This window comes from Vibrio sp. 10N.286.48.C11 (genome assembly GCF_041469805.1).
Taxonomy (GTDB): domain Bacteria; phylum Pseudomonadota; class Gammaproteobacteria; order Enterobacterales; family Vibrionaceae; genus Vibrio; species Vibrio crassostreae_C.
In genome coordinates this window covers 1-18,398 of record NZ_JBFRLK010000052.1, presented here as the reverse complement: position 1 = coordinate 18,398, position 18,398 = coordinate 1, and the positions used below count along the sequence as shown (strand labels likewise).

16 protein-coding genes are annotated in these 18,398 nt (G+C 43.6%); 3 read left to right on the top strand and 13 right to left on the bottom strand.

Annotated elements, in window-relative coordinates; translation table 11 throughout:
* Nucleotides 1-275: 275 nt before the first annotated feature.
* From AB4209_RS14520 to dusA, 7 genes are all read right to left on the bottom strand, one after another.
* Nucleotides 276-1,052, bottom strand: a complete 777-nt coding sequence (locus AB4209_RS14520; RefSeq protein WP_017059954.1) for a phosphoadenylyl-sulfate reductase — start codon at nucleotides 1,050-1,052, stop codon at nucleotides 276-278.
* On the bottom strand, nucleotides 1,045-2,772 hold the full coding sequence (gene cysI, locus AB4209_RS14515) for an assimilatory sulfite reductase (NADPH) hemoprotein subunit (RefSeq protein ID WP_017065747.1): 1,728 nt from the start codon (nucleotides 2,770-2,772) through the stop codon (nucleotides 1,045-1,047). The genes AB4209_RS14520 and cysI overlap by 8 nt, the downstream gene beginning before the upstream one ends.
* On the bottom strand, nucleotides 2,772-4,637 hold the full coding sequence (locus tag AB4209_RS14510) for an assimilatory sulfite reductase (NADPH) flavoprotein subunit (RefSeq protein WP_372056300.1): 1,866 nt from the start codon (nucleotides 4,635-4,637) through the stop codon (nucleotides 2,772-2,774). Before AB4209_RS14510 ends, cysI begins: the two co-directional genes overlap by 1 nt.
* Before the next feature lie 123 nt (nucleotides 4,638-4,760).
* A complete protein-coding gene (locus AB4209_RS14505; RefSeq protein ID WP_004735813.1) occupies nucleotides 4,761-4,991 on the bottom strand; it encodes a hypothetical protein in 231 nt (76 codons plus the stop codon).
* 192 nt (nucleotides 4,992-5,183) lie between these two features.
* On the bottom strand, nucleotides 5,184-5,849 hold the full coding sequence (locus AB4209_RS14500) for a TIGR04219 family outer membrane beta-barrel protein (RefSeq protein WP_372056298.1): 666 nt from the start codon (nucleotides 5,847-5,849) through the stop codon (nucleotides 5,184-5,186).
* A 135-nt stretch (nucleotides 5,850-5,984) separates the two neighbouring features.
* Nucleotides 5,985-6,206 (bottom strand): envelope stress response protein PspG, encoded by a 222-nt coding sequence (gene pspG, locus AB4209_RS14495; RefSeq protein WP_017059950.1) that lies wholly within the window; start codon nucleotides 6,204-6,206, stop codon nucleotides 5,985-5,987.
* Between the two features lie 273 nt (nucleotides 6,207-6,479).
* A complete protein-coding gene (gene dusA / locus AB4209_RS14490) occupies nucleotides 6,480-7,520 on the bottom strand; it encodes a tRNA dihydrouridine(20/20a) synthase DusA (RefSeq protein WP_372056296.1) in 1,041 nt (346 codons plus the stop codon).
* Nucleotides 7,521-7,727: 207 nt separating this feature from the next.
* Between dusA and AB4209_RS14485 the strand changes: the two genes are divergently transcribed.
* From AB4209_RS14485 to AB4209_RS14475, 3 genes are all read left to right on the top strand, one after another.
* Nucleotides 7,728-8,801 carry a tyrosine-type recombinase/integrase gene (locus tag AB4209_RS14485; RefSeq protein WP_372056294.1) on the top strand — a complete coding sequence of 358 codons (1,074 nt, stop codon included), beginning with the start codon at nucleotides 7,728-7,730 and terminating at the stop codon, nucleotides 8,799-8,801.
* A 757-nt stretch (nucleotides 8,802-9,558) separates the two neighbouring features.
* The gene (locus AB4209_RS14480) at nucleotides 9,559-9,681 is read left to right on the top strand and encodes a hypothetical protein (protein WP_261809213.1); all 123 of its coding nucleotides are present in this window, start codon (nucleotides 9,559-9,561) and stop codon (nucleotides 9,679-9,681) included.
* 253 nt (nucleotides 9,682-9,934) lie between these two features.
* Complete coding sequence (locus tag AB4209_RS14475) at nucleotides 9,935-10,957, top strand: integrase domain-containing protein (RefSeq protein WP_372056292.1); 1,023 nt, start codon at nucleotides 9,935-9,937, stop codon at nucleotides 10,955-10,957.
* Nucleotides 10,958-12,417: 1,460 nt separating this feature from the next.
* Here the strand turns inward: AB4209_RS14475 and AB4209_RS14470 are convergent.
* The 6 genes from AB4209_RS14470 to AB4209_RS14445 are packed head-to-tail and all read right to left on the bottom strand — an operon-like array spanning nucleotide 12,418 to nucleotide 17,954.
* On the bottom strand, nucleotides 12,418-12,867 hold the full coding sequence (locus AB4209_RS14470) for a hypothetical protein (protein WP_372056290.1): 450 nt from the start codon (nucleotides 12,865-12,867) through the stop codon (nucleotides 12,418-12,420).
* Between the two features lie 2 nt (nucleotides 12,868-12,869).
* Nucleotides 12,870-13,892, bottom strand: a complete 1,023-nt coding sequence (locus AB4209_RS14465) for a hypothetical protein (RefSeq protein ID WP_372056288.1) — start codon at nucleotides 13,890-13,892, stop codon at nucleotides 12,870-12,872.
* Complete coding sequence (locus tag AB4209_RS14460) at nucleotides 13,882-14,154, bottom strand: hypothetical protein (RefSeq protein WP_372056286.1); 273 nt, start codon at nucleotides 14,152-14,154, stop codon at nucleotides 13,882-13,884. The genes AB4209_RS14465 and AB4209_RS14460 overlap by 11 nt, the downstream gene beginning before the upstream one ends.
* On the bottom strand, nucleotides 14,147-14,416 hold the full coding sequence (locus tag AB4209_RS14455) for a hypothetical protein (RefSeq protein ID WP_075715335.1): 270 nt from the start codon (nucleotides 14,414-14,416) through the stop codon (nucleotides 14,147-14,149). Before AB4209_RS14455 ends, AB4209_RS14460 begins: the two co-directional genes overlap by 8 nt.
* Before the next feature lies 1 nt (nucleotide 14,417).
* Nucleotides 14,418-17,288 (bottom strand): FtsK/SpoIIIE domain-containing protein, encoded by a 2,871-nt coding sequence (locus tag AB4209_RS14450; RefSeq protein WP_372056284.1) that lies wholly within the window; start codon nucleotides 17,286-17,288, stop codon nucleotides 14,418-14,420.
* A 6-nt stretch (nucleotides 17,289-17,294) separates the two neighbouring features.
* Complete coding sequence (locus AB4209_RS14445; protein ID WP_372056283.1) at nucleotides 17,295-17,954, bottom strand: hypothetical protein; 660 nt, start codon at nucleotides 17,952-17,954, stop codon at nucleotides 17,295-17,297.
* Between the last annotated feature and the right edge of the window lie 444 nt (nucleotides 17,955-18,398).

Genomic DNA, 18,398 nt, shown 5'->3' with positions numbered 1-18,398 from the left:
CTAGTTGCCTTACTAACATTTCTCGCTGAAGCCTTGTGGCGTCTGCCGTGTCAGTGAGGCGGCATTATAGAGATGTTCATCACATTGGCAAGTGTTTATTAAAGAAAGATGCAAAAATAACTATTACATGGCGAATAAACACTCAAAGCCTTATTTGTGCAAGTTTAACTACAGAGTACTTACAAAATAACCACAGACTTATCCACAATTGCTCTGATTTTCATCCTAGAAAACAAAAAAGCTGCCTCATGGCAGCTTTTTAAATGGCAACGAGTCTAAATCCCAGAACCATATTGCTCTCCATCATCTTCATGGAGACCACATTCGCGTTTCAACCCATTAAAACGAGTTTCCTCTTCAGTCATACCCGGTTCCCACTTCTTAGTTGTATGTGTATCTCCAACAGAAAGGTAACCCTGCTCTCGAAGCGGGTGATAACCGAGACCATGCTCTTCTAGGTAATAGTGAACATCTTTATTCGTCCAATCGATTACCGGCAAAAATTTAAACACACCATTTTGGATAGATAAGATTGGCAAATTTGCACGCGATTGAGATTGCTCTCTTCTTAAACCGGAAAACCATGTCCCAGCCTCGAGCTCATCCAACGCTCTTCTCATCGGTTCAACTTTATTAAGCTTGTTGTACTTCTCTATCCCTTCTATACCTTGATCCCAAAGTTTTCCATATTGCGCTTCTTGCCAATTAGGGCTCTGTTGGGCGCGAAAGACTTGAAGGTTTAGAGTCAACTTCTGACTTAACTCATCAATAAAGCGATAGGTCTCCGGAAATAGATACCCTGTGTCAGTCAAAATAACCGGAATATCTGGTTTTGCTTGGGTCACTAGGTGCAACATCAATGCTGCTTGGATTCCGAAACTAGAAGACACAACATGTGTCCCTTCTAAATTATCTAAAGCCCACTTAACTCTTTCTAATGCGGTTAGCTGCTCTAACTCTGCGTTGATTTGTCCAAGACGAAGTATTTGCTCCGTCTTAGTCAATGCGAGTAGCTCTGCTAACTTCAGTTTTGAAGCGACAGAATTATGCATGCAGATCCCTCTTTGAAATTATCACCTCTTCGATGATGCCAGCTCGGATTGTAAAATCACCGAACCCTTCATTGTCGTTACGTTCCGTAGCCCAACGTCCCACCAGCGAATCAATCTCTTCTAAGATCTGAGCTGAAGTGATGTTCTCTTTATACATCTTAGGGATACGAGTTCCGGCTTTGTTGCCACCTAAGTGCATGTTGTAACGCCCCGGAGCCTTGCCGACTAAACCAAGCTCAGCCAACATTGCACGACCACAACCGTTTGGACAACCTGTGATTCGAAGGATGATGTTATCTTCTTCTGGTAATCCATGTTTTTTCAGAATGTCTTCAACATCCGTTACAAACTCAGGAAGAAAGCGCTCAGCTTCTGCCATTGCTAAAGGACATGTTGGGAAAGCCACACACGCCATTGAGTTTTTACGTTGCTCTGAAACAGCATCATCCATCAAGCCATATTGACGCGCCAGTTTTTCAATCTTGGCCTTTTGACTCGTCGACACACCCGCAACAATTAGGTTTTGGTTTGCAGTCATGCGGAAGTCACCTTTGTGGATCTTCGCTATTTCAGCAACACCTGTTTTCAGAGCTTTACCCGGAAAATCAAGTAAACGACCATTCTCGATGAATAACGCCAAGTGGTGCTTACCATCAATGCCTTCCGCCCAACCAATGCGATCACCACGGCCAGTAAACTCATAAGGACGGCTTTCAGAAAATTCTACGCCTGCACGCTTTTCTACTTCTGCTTTGAATACATCAATACCAACACGGTCTAGTGTGTATTTGGTTTTTGCATTCTTACGGTTTGAACGGTTACCCCAGTCACGCTGAGTCGTTACCACCGCCGCTGCTACATCTAACGTTTTATCTAATGGCACAAAACCAAAGTCGTCAGCTTTACGTGCATAAGTAGAGGTATCACCATGTGTCATAGCAAGACCGCCACCGACTAACACATTAAAGCCCACCAGCTTTCCGTCTTCAGCAATAGCAACAAAGTTAAGATCGTTAGCATGGACGTCCACATCATTTTGCGGAGGAATGACAACCGTCGTCTTGAACTTACGCGGTAGGTAGTTGCTACCAAGGATAGGTTCTTCATCCGTTGTTTCTAGTTTTTCACCATCTAACCAGATTTCTGCATAAGCACGAGTCTTCGGTAATAGATGTTCACTGATCTTTTTCGCCCACTCGTAAGCTTCTTGATGAAGTTCAGATTCAACCGGGTTTGTCGTACATAGAACATTTCGGTTTACATCACCCGCTGTCGCAATTGAATCAATGCCAATGCTATTTAGCGTTTGGTGCATCAACTTAATGTTCGGCTTCAAGACACCGTGGAACTGAAACGTTTGACGAGTTGTTAGACGAATTGAACCGTAAGAGGTACTTTCGTCTGCGAACTTATCAATCGCCAACCACTGCTTAGGGGTAATGATGCCACCAGGCATACGAGCACGAAGCATGACGTTATGTAACGGTTCGAGTTTTTGTTTGGTACGTTCGTTACGAATATCACGGTCGTCTTGTTGATACATACCGTGGAAACGAATCAACTGAAAGTTATCAGCAGTAAAGCCACCTGTTATGCGGTCTTGGAGATCTTGTTCAATCGTACCGCGTAGGTTATTACTTTCACGCTTAAGACGCTCATTATCAGCCAAAGGTCCAAGTACTTGACCTAGCACTTCTTGCTCTATTACTTGCTTGCTCATTAGTACACATCCCTTTGGTAACGTTTCGCTTTACGTAAATCATTAATATATTGTTCAGCTTGCTCGCGGCTCTGGTTGCCATGCTTTTCCGCTATCGAAACTAACGCTTCATGAACATCTTTAGCCATTCGAGTCGCATCGCCACAGACATAGAGGTACGCGCCCTCTTGCAGCCATTGCCACACCTGCTCTGCTTGTTCGATTAAACGGTCCTGAACATAAACCTTTTCTTTTTGGTCACGGCTAAAGGCAACATCGAGCTTAGTTAGCGCGCCAGACTTGAGGTACTTTTGCCATTCAACTTGGTATAAGAAATCTTGAGTAAAGGTACGGTCACCAAAGAACAACCAGCTTTTTCCTTCAGCATCATTGTTTTCACGCTCTTGAACAAAACTGCGGAACGGTGCGATACCGGTACCCGGGCCGACCATGATGATTGGTGTATTGTCGTCTTGTGGTAATTTGAAGTTATTGTTGTTCTCAACAAACACCTTCACTTCACCACCCTCTTCAAGACGTTGAGCTAAGAAGCTAGAAGCTCCGCCTAAACGAGACTCTTCGCCTTTTTGGTATTCAACCAAACCAACCGTCAAGTGAACTTCTTCATCTACTTCTGCTTGGCTTGATGCAATAGAATAGAGACGCGGTGTCAGCTTACGTAACAGGCCAATTAACTCATCAGCCGATAGCTTAGTTTTCTTCTCAGCTAAAACATCGACAACTTGAGTATTACCCGCGTATTCACGAAGCTTGTCTTTATCTTCCACCAGCTTGATTAACTTCTTGCTGCCCGATAACTCAGCAAACTTAGTCACAAGTTGAGGGTTTGAAGTGGTAATCTCAAATTTACTCACTAGCGCACTATGGATAGATAGATTCTCACCATCGACATCGACACTTTCGATACCCGATAACCCAACCTTAGAAAGAATCTGATTTGCGAGTTCTGAACTGTTTTCATACCATACGCCTAGCGCATCGCCGGGTTGGTAGGTAATGCCCGACTCATCAAGATCAATCTCGATATGACGAACATCTTTGCCCGAATCACGACCGGTGATCTTTTGGCTCGTCAATAGTGTCGCGGTGTATGGGTTTTGTTTGGTGTATTGCGAATGACCGGCGGCCGCTTGACCGACTGGTAATTGAACCACATCGGCTTCAGTGCCTGTCGATAGCGTCTCTTTTACTTGCTCTAATGCTTTAGCGCGCCATTCCGTTGCTGATTCTTCGTAATCAACATCACAATCAAGGCGATCGACAAACGATTTCGCACCAAGCTTAGCGAGGAAGTTATCGAAGTCTTTAGCCGTTTGGCAGAAGAACTCATAGCTTGAGTCACCTAAACCAATCACACCGTATTGTAGGTTTGATAATTTTGGCGCTTTCTTCGATTGAAGGAATTCATGCAACTCAATCGCGTTATCAGGGGCTTCGCCCTCACCATTGGTTGAAGCGACGAAAATGACGTGTGTCTCTTTGGCTAAGTTCTTACCTTTATAATCACTCGCATCGAAAAGCTCGACGGCGATACCTAAGGCTTTTGCTTCTGCCTCGAGCGATTCAGCGACGCCTTTAGCATTACCGGTTTGAGAAGCGAAGATAATGCTGAGCTTACCCGCTGGCTTAGCCGCTACTGCAGCAGCCGCTTGAGCGATTGGCGCAGCAGCACCGACAGGCTGAGCTTGGCTCACTCCCCAAAGGTAACCACTGACCCATGCCAGTTGCTGTGCAGACAGTTCAGAAACAGTTTGCTGAAGATGACCCAATTGTTGGTCATTAAGTGGTGCTGCTAGCCCAGGTAACTCATTAGCCCCAGACTGTGCATTATTATTTTGTGAAGACTCTTTCTTATTTAAAGACATGGTCACGACATCCCTAATCATTGCGTGACGATAGATTAACCACTCCTTTTAATAACAAGAAAGAATAGAAAAGTATGTTTTATAACTTTTTGGAAGTAAAAACCGATTGAAACGTAAATTGTCTTACTGGTTTTCAATGCGTACTTGCTGAAAGCCAACCGCCATTGCCGATTTAGATGCCAAGTCTAAATCCGCGTAATGACATTCTTCACCATGAACATCAGTAAGCAGAACGAAGCCACCCCCCATATGGCGAAACTCCACAACCCAAGACCCTTCTTGAATTGAGGGCTCTATGATGGCTTCAACTAACAGGTTTTCTCTATATAAATTTCTCAATTCATTGAGTGTCATATTCCATCCCTTGCTTTGACCTCACTACATAGACCTTATAAGAATAGACGCAAATTGGCTCTCTGTATTAAGGATGGTCGAAAGTGATGAATGTGCTAACTAATTCCAGAAAGATATAATCAATAGATATAAAAAAACGCCACTTAATAAAGTGGCGTTCTTAAAATTCGTTCTAAATTTGCTTTATATGGACTAGAAGCGCACTTCAGCACCAGCAAACCAACCATCGACCATGACAAAGCTCTTGCCTAGTTCTGAGCTAAAGAACTCATCCGAATCTAAATCGATAACACGGTAACCACCACGCAGGGCAATTTCAGATTCTGATACAGGGATTCGGTACTGAACACCCGCCATCAAGTCAGTACTCTTAATACCACTGCTATCACCAAACTCCATGGTACCAATGATATCGAAGTTGGTGTCAGGAACGTTGATCTCTGCGTTACCGTAGAAGCTCCAAGTAAATTCATCAAAGGTTGCTTGAGTACTCGTTTTAGGCTCAATGTAGTTAGAGTTTGAGTACTGAGTGAACGTCACACCTGCATCAAAGTTCATCAACTTGTGCTCTAACAGTGTGTAGTAAAACGTGTAGTCGTACTTATCAAAAGCCAACGAGTCCGCATCAACAGAGGTATAACGGAAGCTAGCATTTGGGAGCATTGGGGCATTATGCTCAAATGCGAAATACAACGAAGGTGAGTTAGAATCGTCATCTTGTCTAACTTCGTTTAGCTTTGTACTTCCCCACCACATATCGGCACCGACTTTAGCCGTGTAAGAAAACTCTTCTTCAGCAGACACTGCTGAACTTAAAGATAGCATTCCCACTAAAGCAATTAATGGCATTTTATTCATTTGAGATAGCTCCAATTCCATATCGTAGTGCTAATTGTATGCACATTCATAGATTATTGGGGAAAATTCTACCACACATCTTAAATTCTAAAACGATAAACCGCTGACGAGTAAAGATTTGACGGCACGATGACCTTAGTAACGTCTCTGGTTAGAACTGTGTACAAAATTTTTGAAAAACCACACACCGATTGCAATCACGATCAACCAAGGCAGTAACTTAAACACGACGCCCATCATACCTAAGACCAACATGACTAATAACGCCACTCCGGTTGCAGCCAATACCGTCATAAACGTAATACCAGTGACAAGTAGAGTCGCAACGAAAATAAGAACAAATATTAATTCAAACATAATGGTCTCCCTAATGAGTTAATGACCTATCTTTCCTACTTTCTAACATTGCAGCTTCCATACCAAGTATGCCAACCCTATAAAATCCTTATTTATCAGATAAATAAAAAGCCACACATCTTCATGCGTGGCTTTTCGGAAACTTATAGTGGTAAATTTAACCTCTAGTGGCGAATTTAGCCTTAAGTTTTAAGCTTAGGTTTATAAGCTTAAGTTTTTAAGCTTGGGTTTTTAGCTTTGGCTTTTAAGCTCGAACTTTAACCTCGGGGGAGATTATACGTTTAGCTCTTTAGGGATCTTAGCCAATGCTGTCTGCATCACTTCGATACCTGCACCTTTCTTATGTGCGTTTTCACTGATGTAACGACGCCATTGTCTTGCGCCCGGCATACTTTGGAACAAACCAAGCATATGACGAGAGATGTGTCCTAAGCTTGCACCATTTGAAAGCTCACGCTCAATGTACGGGTACATTTCTTCAACCACTTGTGAGCGCTTCTTGATTGGCGTGTCTAAACCAAAGATCTGCTGATCGACTTCAGCCAAGATAAACGGGCTATGGTAGGCCTCACGACCGATCATCACGCCATCAAGGTGTTGCAAATGTTCTTTAGTTTGCTCAAGAGTAGTAACGCCACCATTCACGGCAATCACCAGATCAGAGAAATCTTTCTTGATTTGGTATGCACGATCGTAATCTAGCGGTGGGATCTCACGGTTCTCTTTCGGGCTAAGACCACTCAACCACGCTTTACGCGCGTGAATAGTAAATTGTTCACAGCCGCCTTTTTCAGAAACCGTCGAAACAAACTTAGTTAAGAACTCATAAGAGTCTTGGTCGTCGATACCAATACGCGTTTTCACGGTAATTGGAATATCAGTGACTTCTTTCATCGCCGACACACAATCTGCCACCAGCTCAGGCTCAGCCATTAGGCAAGCACCAAAGCGACCGTTCTGAACTCGGTCTGAAGGGCAACCGACATTAAGGTTGATTTCATCATAACCACGCTCACCAGCAAGCTTGGCACACGCCGCCAAATCAACCGGGTTTGAACCACCGAGTTGAAGTGCAAGAGGATGTTCTTGCTCGTTATATTCTAGAAAGTCGCCCTTACCATGTAAGATCGCGCCCGTTGTTACCATTTCCGTGTACAGAAGAGTCTGCTGAGAAAGCAAACGGTGAAAGTAACGACAGTGGCGGTCAGTCCAATCGAGCATTGGAGCAACTGAAAATCGAGATTTTGGAAAATCTAAGCCAATATCTTGTTTTTCATTAAGTTTATCTGATTTGTGACTAGCACTATTTTGCATCATTTAACCCTATTTGTGCCCATTTTGGACCATTTTTCACCGACTGTGGGCACGTATTGGTCCCAAAAATTGGTAAAACTACAGCTTGTAAATTAACTAGCGAAAAAGACCTGCTTATTTGCAAAAGCCCTTTTCGAATCGTGGTTTCATTTGAAGAGCGCAGATTCTACATCAAGTTCAATCTGCGCCCAAGTATAGAGGTGCACGATGGCGTCATATCACATTCAAAAAATCAAAACACAATCAGGCATAACTAAATATAAATGCCGGGTTCGCGAAAGACAATCTGGTGTAACTACGGTTGATAAGACTAAGACTTTTACAAAGAAAGCATCTGCTACTGCTTGGGGAGATCAAGAAGTTGAGAAGATTGAAAGTGTTCGGCATGGGGGCATTATTCCAACTAAACAAACCATAGGATTCTTGATTGAAAAAGCATTACAAACCCCCGAATTTGTGAATAAGCGAACTATGAGTTTCAACCTCCGACTTTTACTTCGCTACCCAATAGCCAGCACCACACTTACTGATTTTAACGATCATGACCTCATCAAGCATTGCCAATACCGAAGAGAACATGATGGTGTATTGCCACAAACTATCGCTGTCGAGGTTTCAAATCTACGTTCGATATTTAAGCAAGCTAAACCTATGTGGCAAGTAGCAATTAATGATGAAGTATTCAAATCAGCTCACCACACTTTAGTATTTATGGGCCTCATCGGCAAAAGCGCTCGCCGAAGTAGACGACCAAATCAACTAGAAATAGAAATGTTGGTAGCTGGATTGAAAGAGAGGGAGCAATCATTTGTCTCTTTCATTCCGTTTACCGACATTTTTGTAATATCAATACTGACATGCATGCGCATTGGAGAGATTTGCGATATCCGATGGACTGACATCAATGAAACCCAACGAGCCGTTATGGTTAGAAATAGGAAAGATCCCCGTAAAAAGGCAGGTAATCATCAATGGGTACCTCTACTAGGCGATTCATGGGAAATCATTCAAAGACAACCAAAGAATAATGAGCGCGTTTTTCCATATAACTCTCGCTCGGTTTCCGCAGGCTTTCAGCGGGTACGAGATAGCTTAGGGATTAAAGACTTACGCTACCATGATCTTCGCAGGGAAGGAGCTAGTCGTCTTTTCGAAGGCGGGTTTTCGATAGAAGAGGTTGCACAGGTAACAGGTCACCGCTCCCTCAACACATTATGGCAAGTTTACACTGAGATCTACCCGAACAGACTTCATGGCAAGAAAGTTCGCTCAGTTATCTGATTTTGAAAACGGGGGGAGATATCTTGGTCCAATACGCACCTTGTGCAATACTAAATTTGTTCCTCCAAAGCTTGAGGAGGGGACCTTGAGCAAAGATTTAAGCCGCCTATATTGGCGGCTTTACTTTTTATGAGTTTAAACTTGCAGGAATGTCCATGTAAAACTCCTTTTTTTGTTGGGATGGGACAAACGTAGTTTCAATCATCTTTGAGCTGCTTTTCAATTAGCGGAGCTTTTTGGGCTTCTTAATTGCGAAAGAATCGATTTAAATTCAGATCAGTTTGGTTTCAACTTATGTAAACCATAGCGTGACGATCTGCCTGCTCCCCCCGTTTTGACATCCAGCCCTCTTCTACTCTAGCTATAAAAATTCCAATGAACGTGCTAAACAGCCAAATTGGACTCCTTATTTGAGAAATGGCCATAAAGAAGCATATATCTTGTATGTAAACCATGAGGTAAGAGAAGCATTCTTAATGCTGTGATTATCTCCCACATGTTAGAGCGCATGTACGAAATGCTCTCATCAGTTTGATGCCCCAATAGAGTATGTATTGCTCACTCACTCAAATGAAAGAACACTTTCAACCCTGAGAGTATTACTCCATTACTCAAGATTTATTATCTGCGTTGCGAAAAGGACCGCTAAAGTCTCCGTCTATTTTGGACGGCAGACAAAAATAGACGGAGACTGCATCCGATAACAGATCCATTGGTATCTCTAGCCTGACAAAGGTATTGAGAGGTATTCGAAAACATGAAAATGCATGAAATGCATCGAACCAATCCATCAGTTACTGCCGGAACTCGTGATCATTCCACTCACTTGTACGTGACAGCAGCCACCAAGCAGCCTGAATTCAACGGACAAAACCTCTAGCTGACCGCTAAGTCCAACCTCAAAGCAAAACATAGATTGCTCTCTTCCACTAGCCAGTGGCGCCTTCGTCCAACCTATGTAAACGCCTTTGAGCACTAACCTTTGCCAGGTCAGCTTCAACAACGTAAGCGCCGGGATCGCTTCTTATCTTCCCAACCTCTGCTAATGACGTGCGACATTTTAAACGCGCATAAACACTTAACACGATTCGCTGCTTGCAGAGCCTATAACTGAAAGAAACTGAGAGGAAAGTATGAGTCTAAGTAGGTTCCCCACATCTAGGATGGAGAGAGAAAACCCTAATGCCAGAAACTGTGGCTTAAGATCTCGAGATATAAATCAAGCGGCTAAGAACGCGCTTTACGAAAAATTCAATGCAGGTCAAATCGGGTTCAAAACCGTAGCAGATCAAACAACTCGATTCACACAGTTCTCGACATTTATCAAAGACCATCATGGTGTCAAAGACATGAGAGGGATAACGAAAGAGCATGTAACGCAATACACTCAAGAATTAGATTCGAAAATTGATAACGGCTCAATCAGTATCAAAACAGCACATGAGTACTTATCTGCCGTCAACTCCGTTCTTAGTCAGGCTATTGGGGATTCATCTCTTAGGGTTACAGCATCGGAAGCTGGACTTCCAAATCGTTCTGGTATAACTACGGAAAATAGAGCTATTTCCCAAGAACAACATAACAAAATCACATCACAGCTTTCTGACAGGCTCTCTGCTATCAGTGAAATGCAAAGGTCATTAGGCTTGAGATTCGAAGAGGCCTGTAAAGGTAACCCCGCAGCCATGCTAAAAGAAGCCATTATAAAGCAGAGCATTTCTGTCACAGACGGAACGAAAGGCGGTCAAGCACGAACAGTACCAATCGTATCCCAAAATCAGCTTGATGCACTTCAGAATGCCAGTGTCATTCAGGGACGTCATCACTCCATGATCCCCGCAAATCTAAGCTATATACAGTTCCAATCTCAATCCTATCGAGAGTTTGGAAAACTTGATTATAAATCACACGGTGAGCGGCACGCCTATGCGCAAAGCAGTTACACCAACCACATGCAACAACAAACCGCAGTAGCCGGAATAAAATCAGTTGTGGAGTCAAGTTATCAGCATGGTTCTTCACACCACCAATACATTGCCAATAAAGTGGGATGCACAGTTGAGCAAGCTAAAGCTTTTGACAATGCAGCAAGACTTTCTGTTGCTGAAGAACTTGGCCATCATCGAACCGACATAACAAATGCATATCTGGGGTGAACTATGACAAGAATGGAATATGAGTTAAACCGAGCTATACATCTATATCTAAGAACCGGAGGTAAAAAGAACCGTAGGTAAAAAGAACCGTAAAAATCAGGCAGAGAAAATGAAGAGTTTTTGCCGAAATATTCAGAAGCATAATCCACAAACAAGATCACTTGCTCAGATTGGGCGGTCGCAAGTTTGTGACTTTTGGAGACGCAAAGCTGATCTAGCTCCTTCGACTAAGGCCGCCTATTACTACGCAATTTGTTATATTTGGGAACAGGTACTTGGCAGGAAATCAGCTCCTCCACATTTCACGCACAAGTAATGCAACAGGTACTCACGACAGCGCACTAATATAGAAAATTGCTCGACTTCCAAACACGTTTCTGTCGGATAGACGGCACCTGTTACCAGGTGCCACCCTCCTCAGAACCGTACGTGCAACTTTCACTGCATACGGCTCAAGCCTCCACAAAGGCACAGTAAAGCACCCAGTAATTAAATCGTTATAGGACTAGAGCGAGACCAAAAGTTGATCGCAACACTAGCCCTTCGTGTTAATTACCTTTGCGATACGCACTTGAAGCTTTAATACCTCGCCAATGAGCACTCAGTAATTGAGAGACCACGGTTCGTTGTAAGAAGATGCACTAATTTCATTCGAAATCATCATTTGCTTTTCTTCTTCAATAAAGTTCTTCAAACTCTTTCGCAACGGGAGACCAGTTAGAAGTCAGCTCGCTTTCGCGCCAGATAAAAATCTGTATCCACTTCATTACAAAGCGGCATTTGCTTTCTCTAACCTCCTTTACCTGCATACCTATCGGCCACCTTCACAGATAGCTTTCCCATAGGGAGGTATACAGGCTTACCCTGTTCCGTATGTCGCGTAAAAATGTCAACTTAGATGCCCACAATGGTGCGGAGAGTACAATGACCACGAAAGAGCATTGTCCAATCTCTTTCCGACTCTCGTTGCCTTTTGGCTACAGCGTATTAACCACTTCCGCTGTTTCATCACATAACGCGCCTTAAATGGATTCACATTACATTCATCATATTGACTCCCTAGCACTCACCCGATTTTGTGGTTATCAGGAGGAACATCCTCTCACGATTTTGCTCCCGCTCAGCCTAACGACCAAGCTTTGTTACGTTGTCAGAGCCGCTGCTTTATTCAGGCTCTTAGGGTCATCTGGTGATACAGATGGTTCACTCTGCGTGGTGAACAACGCTTCATACGACTTCAGGTCGCACGGACAATTGTGAGTTGCATTTTATCTAATTTAGTAGAGCATGAATTAACTAAGGTATGGCGACTTGCTTATTTTCGTGTCCAGTGGGAGCTGAACAGTGGTCAAATGACATTAAGATGACCAAGTTTAATTTGATACTAGGATTCGTCCTATTACCTCGAAAAAAAAACTAGCAGAGAAATATCTCGCTAGTTTTTTTACTCTTATTTGAAGTTAAATCGGGTTTACATGGCTTTTAGCTAAGCGATTGAACTGTTCACTCTTAGCAGAAAACTCCAGTCCTTTATCGCGCTGATTTTCACTGATCGCGGTCACCCTTCGATACTCATCATTTTGTCTTAGAGTGTCTTCTTCTTTCTCTTCCAAGCTGGAATGAAAACCGGCGTACTCGCTGATTAATCGCTTCATTTCGTAAAAGCTTTTCAGACGCTCTTCACTCGATTGAAGATATTGCTTAGCGGTGCCTTCAAACTGCCCATATTGCTCAACTAAAGGCAGCAAATGGATTTGTCTGATCCTCCGTCCTGCATCATCTGACCAAATCGCTGATAGGTTTTGGGACTGTTCTTTGAAGTTTTGTACCGCTAAGGCTAACTTCATCAACTCATCTTCCAAATCCATGTGATTGCGCTGATAGAAAGCTGTATCAAATGTTGGTTGCATGATTATCCTAAAAACACGGGCGCATCAAATGCGGCTAGCAAATTCGCTTTGTTCTCAAGTGCATAACGAATCTTATAGATTTCATAGACCAAATCTTCTTGAATTTGCTCGTTGTTACGTAAAGTCGTTAGTGCCATTAAGTTATGTTGATGAAGTTCACGTTGACAGTTTTGTTGGCTGTTAACGCAGCTTTCAATACTTTTTAGAGTGTCGTCCATTTGTTCTAAAATTCGACGTTCTTCATCCAAGCTATATTTGGCATTAAGTGTATTGGTTTTGGCATCTTCCGCGCTCGAAAGTGCTGAATAAGAATGCTTGGTTGCCACTTCCATATCGGACACCGCTGACATACTCCCATTCACTTGATCGCAAGCCTCTTTGTACTCATTGCGAGCCGCGTTGTATTCCGATTTTGCCCGACGCTCTTCTTCTCGCGCAGTTTGCAAACGACCATGCGCGGCATTCATCGCATGACGTTCGGCTGTGGCCGGATTGCGACGATACTCGTACTGTGCGTTGCCGCGACTGTCTTTGCCGACATAAACTCGAATCATCTGCGAACTTGCGTAGTCATAGTTGGCCTTCGCAGAACTATAGTCTTGCTCAGCACTCGACGTACGTTGTTCCGCCGATCTTAGTTCTCGCTCTGCACTATCAAGCCGAGTTCGCGCACGCGACTTCCAATTGCGGGCAAGATTCAGTTGGTTTTGCCAAAAATCCTGATGATTTTTCGTCTCTTCTAGCTCTGATTGCGCCTGTGTTAACTCCTGCTCTCGCTCATCAAGAGTGCGTACAGTCTGCTGATATCTTCGCTCATGGCTATCCCAACGCTCTCTTTGCTCAGCCATCAATTGCTCATAAAGCGCAGTAAATCGATGAACATCATTATCAAGGCGATTGGTATGCTCAGCCCCGTGGCTTTCAGTCAAACCCAATACTTTTCGTACTTCATCACTCAGCGCACTTTGGGACTGCAACAAGAAAGAAAATTCTTCAAGCTGTGCAATTAACCATCTAGGTTGCATGCGCCTCTCCTCCTTCTTTCAGCTCAGCGATGTTTTGAGAACATTGAATCATCAATTTCTCAAGCACTTGCTGATATTCGGTAACTTGCCCTGCCAGAACTTGAAACTGCATATCGGCTTCTTCTGCGCCTTGCCCTTCATAGCTCTCTTTCAACACAACCCAAGCGACATGCAGTTCATGGTACGCTTGCTCTAAGTTTTTTAAGTTGCGTTGCGAGCGCTGTTCTAGCGTTTCAAGCGCGGTTAGCTGATGATCATTCATAAAGATAAGTCCTCAGCACATGCAGGCGATATTCCAGCCCCGATTGCAATCCCGGAGCAAGACTGTGTGTCAGTTTGGATGCAACACTATCTAGCTCAGTCGAAAGCGTTCGATATGTATTCGCTTTAGTATGAGGCAACACTGCGGTCACCTCATCTACTGGATCGAGTAACTCTCGCTGGCACTGACGGACAGCTTCAGAGAAGCTGTCCAATTGCGTCACAAACTGCTGTAGGTTTTGCTCTACATCGTTTAATGACACGTTAGTGGCTCCATGACTGCAGGTAGTTGTTTAACTGCTCAAGCTCTTTCTCATGATCTTCTACATCGTGGTAGCAGTATGGTTTGAACTTGACTGGGTAATTTTGCGATGCATTGGCATACAGCGCGTAAACCGGTACGCGAGTTGTTTGCTGAAGCAATGCCGCATGACGTGACTTGATCACGCAGAAACTGTCATCTTCTGACATTTGCAGCACGAATTTATGTTTGAACAAGTCTATGTCACGGCGGTCGAACACTTTAGTCACCGCACGAACATTGTCAAAGCTCATCACAATATGAATGCCGTACTCTGCACCTTGCTCTAGTAGCTCTGAAATTACCACACCTAAGTCGCCATGCTCTTTCACTCCGTAACGACCTGCTTGCTGCTGAAGCTCTGTCGCACGTTGCGCTTCATTCACCACAATGTAGATGGTTGGTTGAGCTAACATTTGCTCTTCATCCATTAATTTACGACGCTCAAACTCCGCCTTAACGTGGTCCAAGTCACTGGCAAACTCGCTGACACTCTCGCGGTAATGTACGTCGGTTAAACCACAAGTATCGATCGCTCGGCTCATAATGCCATGCCATGGAGAACCTTTGATTGCACGCTCTAGTAAGTACAATTGGTACCCACCCGCAGCATGGTTAATTGGCAGTTGTCCCAACCAGTAGCTCAGCATACCTGAGCGCGCCTCATTTGACTCACCGACAAACAGTAGGTGTTCATTGGTACGACGACGGACAACAACGTTCGCTTGTCCATGAATGTTCATTTCGCGTCCCAACCAGAAGTTGGCAGGTTTTTCAACTGGATACCACTCTTTCTCACCCAAGCCTTGTTGATGCTCAGGTAAGTTTGCAAACTCCACCCACTCTTGTTGAGAAGGGTGCGCTGAGTAGGTACTAAATAGCTGTTCTAGCTGAGGGTTTTCGCTTAGGTTTGGTTGGCCTGAGCCATCAAGCAAAATTGAGTGATGCAGATTCGCAAAACCTTGCTTATGTTGCCATTTCTCAGCAAGTTGCTTGATCAAGTCAAGACGTAGCTTATCTGATAGATAAGTCACTCGGCCTGCACGGTTTTTATCATCATTCGCCGCAGAGTCATTGATTACCACTTGGCCCGCTTCTTTACACGCACGTAGAAGACGTTTGCCGTTTGGTCCAAACTCTTGCAGTGCCGTGACGTCCGCTTCACTCATCTGCATACCGATACGCAAGTGAATGTTACCGAAGATACTCTGCTGGTTTTGCATGCCTGACGCACCAAAGCGCTGCGAACCGACCAACATATGGATACCAGCACTACGGCCTTGTGTAGCCAGTTTTTCCATTAGGCCAGAACCTAGACCATCACGATCATCTTCAAACAGAGTTTGGTATTCATCCACAACCAAAAGGATGCGCGGTAGCGGATTTTGAGTCTCTTTGCGGTAATCTCGCAGGTTTTCGAAACCTTCGCGTTTGAACATTTCGTTGCGGCGGATCATCTCTTCCACCAACTCATCTAACACACTGCGCGACAAATCTGGTGATGTGTTCAATGAGACCACCTTCGCGTGTGGTAGCGTTGGGTAGCACTTAAATTCAACGCCTTGCTTGCCGTCAATAAGATACAGTTGCAGTTCGTCAGGGCTGTAGCGACATGCCAGACCCATAATAAAGGCATGGTAAAGATTTGATTTACCAGCACCAGTCATCGCACCCAACATGCCGTGCGCACAGATTTGGCGACCAGTACTTTCACCAAACCACAGTTCAAGATCGTCTTTCTTAGCACCAGTACCACCAACCGCAACACGGATTTCATGGCCTGTATCACCTTTCCACCAGTTTTCTGGGTTGGTGTCAGTTACATCTGTGAACTCAAGCTTGTTCTCTTTCGGTTTCGCTTTGGCGACACAATCTAAAATGTTGTTGATGGTCTCATCACAGATCGCTTCAGAACCAATCATGTAGGTTTCAAGCTCAGGGATCGCCGTAATATGATTGTCTCCTGAGCGGATGTTTTTCAGTGACTCGAACCATTCCATTGAAGCGCCATTTGGCAGCTCAAGATCTTGGTTCTGTTGCAAGATCACATATTTTCCCGCAACAGAACCTGTATTGGCGATTTGCGCCAACAGTTCGATAGAACGACGGTCGTAACCTTTCGGGAAGTTAGAAGCGACAATAAACTCAAACTTCTCGTTACCACGAATTTCTGGATCAACATTAATTAAGCGACGCGTACGGTTATCCAGGTAATTTTGCTTGATACGTTTGATATCGTCTAATACTTCTTCCAAAGTACGCGAGATATCATTGGTTAGCGGACGCTTAAACGGCAGTTGTTTGATATAAGGGAAATTCTCACCCATTTTCGCCGGATCAAGCAAACAGAACTGCGCACCATAAGGCAACATTACGCTCAGACGCATAATGATGGTGTGTAGAGCGTCTTGCGTCCACTCTAAGCTGTCTGCATCTGCTGGGTAGTAATAAGTATTATCACCCGACATAAATGGCACAGTGACAGGCAGCTTGAAGGTTTGGTTATCAATAGATAACTCCTGAAAACCAATCACTAGCTCGTTAGGAATATATTGGGTATTAAAAGGGAATTCTGGCCATGTTTGATTTTTCAGGTCTGGCGCATCGACCTCTGACATCCATGAGACGGCTTGTTTAATCGTCTGTTTTGCGTCTTCCAACTGTTGCTTTTGCGAATCAATTTCGCCACTCAACACCTGCTCGGAACGGCTTAGTAACGCACTTTGTACTTGGGCATGTTCATCGATGTTTCTTTCAATTTTTGGGTATAAATCAGCTTGATCAAAAATATGTTTGATTTTGCTGCTGGTTAGGTTTTGGATTAATTTATTCATATCGAGTTACACGTGTACTGAGTTGATCATGCCTTTGACAATATTTAGATATTGTTCAAAAAGTTGCGGGTCATTTTCTTTTAGCGCAATAGCGAATCCGCCTGCTGCAAGCAGCAGGACGATAATGCTGTTTCGCACAAAACGACGTTTCTTCAGCACTCTTTGCTTTTCGGTCTCGATCTGTTGTCCAAGTACCACACGTTGCAGGTGCGCATTTTTAATCGGTTCAGCCATTTCTTCGAACTGCTGAGCGACACGTTGCTCGTCTTTTGTCAGTTGGGCGAACTGCTCATCTTTTAACAGTACACTTTTTGGATGATCGGCAATTTTCTCTAAGCTAGAGACGGTAAATCCACGCGGATTGATGCTGTCACATTGTTCAAACAGCGAGTTCAAAGATTGCTTAAGCTCAATCAACTTAGGATCATCTAACGATTGTGGGTGCAGACCTGAGCTCTTAATAGAATTAATTTGCTCATTCAGCTTTGTAGATTTAAATTTTTGTGCATAGTTCAATGCGGATTGGCTGTGAGTTCTAAGGTTTTGGAAGCCTTGATCACATTCAGAAATACGTTTTTCAGAGTTAACTTTCTTGTCGTATTCCTTTTTAAAGATAGCTTGAAGTTCACGAACAGTGCGTTGATCTTCTATTTCTGCAACTGACATACTTATTGATACCTACCTGGTGATAATTCCATCTGAATATTTTATTATTTCACATAAAAATCATAAGGTTAATATAAAAAACCTCTTGTAATCTAGCTAATTCGGTAAAAAACAACAACTAAATAGCAGTACTTTGAACTCAATAGCTTTATATCGGCTTATCGATCATTGTTTGACAATAAACTTACCCTACCAAGTCAGAGTTGAGCGTGTAAAGCCTCAGACGGCCACAATGCGGAATCATTACTCAACCGTTATTCTCAGCTACTGTTGATTAAGTAGTATTTCTCTTAAGAGGTAGTTACGTAGCGGGTATTTATGCTTGTGTTCTCTCAACACTTCACATTAGATTTAGTAATTCCTGCCGGCGTTGTTGCCTAAATTAGTTGAACCTTTTCCAAGTCCTGTGATCTGATCATTTGAAACTACGTAGAAAGGTCGCTG